The 2304-nt window shown below is 39.0% G+C and carries 1 protein-coding gene and 1 pseudogene; one reads left to right on the forward strand and one right to left on the reverse strand.

The features are described from left to right. Positions 1–292 precede the first annotated feature (292 nt). The gene (gene dnaG / locus ACE1AQ_RS18235; protein WP_008198952.1) at positions 293–2173 is read right to left on the reverse strand and encodes a DNA primase; all 1881 of its coding nucleotides are present in this window, start codon (positions 2171–2173) and stop codon (positions 293–295) included. Here dnaG and ACE1AQ_RS18240 point away from each other — a divergent pair. Next, positions 2082–2304 (forward strand): annotated as a pseudogene (locus tag ACE1AQ_RS18240) (hypothetical protein); the annotation flags it as partial. The gene dnaG and the pseudogene ACE1AQ_RS18240 sit on opposite strands and share 92 nt — an antisense overlap.

Genomic DNA, 2304 nt, shown 5'->3' on the forward strand with positions numbered 1-2304 from the left:
ATTGATTGTTTTCGCCACGACCCCGGCGACTGTTCGAGTTTTGTCAGGGAGATTATGGTGGTGACCCTTGCTACGAAGCGGTCTTTTCCGACCAAGGTTGGGACGGTCTAGCACCTCTCTCAATATACAAGGTTGGGTTGAAGCATGAAACCCAACGCCCGCATGGGTTACGCTACCGCTAACCCATCCTACAAATAATTGTGCCTACCTACTTAATTGGCCACCTCAAAACCGGTAAAACCCCACACCCCACACCCTGCCCCCACCGAAAAACTTTTTCAGCAGACCCGAATTAAGCTTGTTGGTAGTGAGGATCAATTGCGATTAATTTATTAACAGTTTGATAGAATTCCTGCTGATAAAATTCCCGTTGATTGCCGTCGAGAGCATTAATTAATTGTTCTTGACAGTAACGACGATATTCCATTAAACTAATTTTTTCCATAGCTATAATAGCATTTTTGATCTGTTCTTCTGGCTGCAAAATTTCCCGACTGGTATTCTCATTTAAGTGAAATAAAGAATTAAAATCACGATTTTTGTCTGCGGTGATCATCAATAAATGATTCTGTAAAGCTGACATCAAATCTCTTGGTTTAGTAATTTGGGTTTCTAACTCTAGAATTACTTGCCATAACCAACGATAATCAGGGAGATTAAAAATTAAATCTTTTTCATCCAAAAGTTCACAAATGAGCCTCCGATATTCGGGGGAATGTAGATAGATTAATAATAATAACCATTCGGCTTTTTCTGTGCCATTTTTTTCCGATTTATCTAGAATATTTTTCCTCTTAATTGTTGGGGATTTTCCTTGAGGTTTATTAACCTGTTTAGAGAGATTTTTAAAAATATAAGGCAAACGAGCGGCATCTTTTTGAGCCAAAATTTCAGCACAATAATCTAGATAAAAAGTCCGTTGATTGCCGTCGATTAACTTTTGCAGCAAACTGACCATACTACTAGACACTTGTTGAAAATGTAGTCCCTGTTTTAAATCTTTGTTAACCAACATTTGCGATATTTGCCAATCAATCCAAAAAGGAGATTTTTCGATTAGTTCTCGATAACTATTCACCCCGTCAGCACGAGATTTAAGAAATTCATCGGCATCTTTACCATCGGGAAGATTGAGGATTTTTAGGTTAACTTGTCCTGAATAAACTAGGGAGTTAATTTCCTCGATCGCCCTTTGTGTGGCTTTAATTCCCGCTTGATCGGCATCAAAATTAAAGATTATTTGTTTACTTTCACTGTAGCGCAAAAGTAGCTTAATTTGCTCTTGACTTAAGGCTGTTCCTAAACAGGCAACCACATTAGTAATACCGGCAGCATGGAGAGCAATCGCATCAAAATAACCCTCCACAACTATCGCTAAATCTTGCTGAATAATTGTCTGTTTAGCTCGATGGAGAGCAAAGAGAGTTTTTCCCTTTTCAAATAGAGGAGTATCGGGAGAATTTAGATACTTTGGTTGTTCATTACCTAAAGTGCGACTACCAAAAGCGATCGCTCGTCCTTGGCTATCAAAAATAGGAATCATTAAACGATCTCGAAATTGATCGTAATAACCACTACCATTTTGACGCGCTTTAATTAATCCTGCTTGTGCCACTAAAGCCACAGGATAGCGCTTCTGTTCCACCAAATAACGATAGAGAGTTTCCCAACCTTGGGGAGAATATCCCAGTTGAAAATTAGCGATGGTTTCCGCGGTTAGTTGTCGTTGTACCTTGAGATAATCTAACGCTTTTTCCCCTTGAGGTTGACTAAGGGCGTGTTGATAAAAACTCACCGCCACGGCCATTATTTCGTATAATTGTTCCTTGAGGGATAATTTCTGTTCTAATTCCTGACGCTGTTCTACTGCCAGAGTTTTAATCGGGATTTGATACCTTCTAGCAAGATCGAAAACCACCTCACTAAAAGATTGTTTTCCCACCTCCATCAAGAATTTAATCCCGTTTCCCCCCGCACCACAGCCAAAACAGTAATACATTTGTTTGGCAGGACTAACCGTAAAACTGGGGGATTTTTCCTCGTGAAAAGGACATAAACCGACGTATTCCCGTCCCCTTTTTTTGAGGACGACTCTCTCGGAAATTAAATCCACAATATCAATTCTTTGTTTAACTTCTTCGATCGTATCCGGATGTAGTCGCGGTGTATCCATAATCAGTTATCAGTTATCAGTTATCAGTTATCAGTTATCAGTTATCAGTTATCAGTTATCAGTTATCAGTTATCAGTTATCAGTTATCAGTTATCAGTTATCAGTTATCAGTTATCAGTTATCAGTTATCA

This window comes from Microcystis sp. BLCC-F209 (genome assembly GCF_041928595.1).
Classification (GTDB): Bacteria; Cyanobacteriota; Cyanobacteriia; order Cyanobacteriales; family Microcystaceae; genus Microcystis.

Bases quoted from the DNA above. Each gene is read 5' to 3' on its own strand.
- dnaG (WP_008198952.1), bottom strand. From the start codon at position 2,173: ATGGATACACCGCGACTACATCCGGATACGATCGAAGAAGTTAAACAA.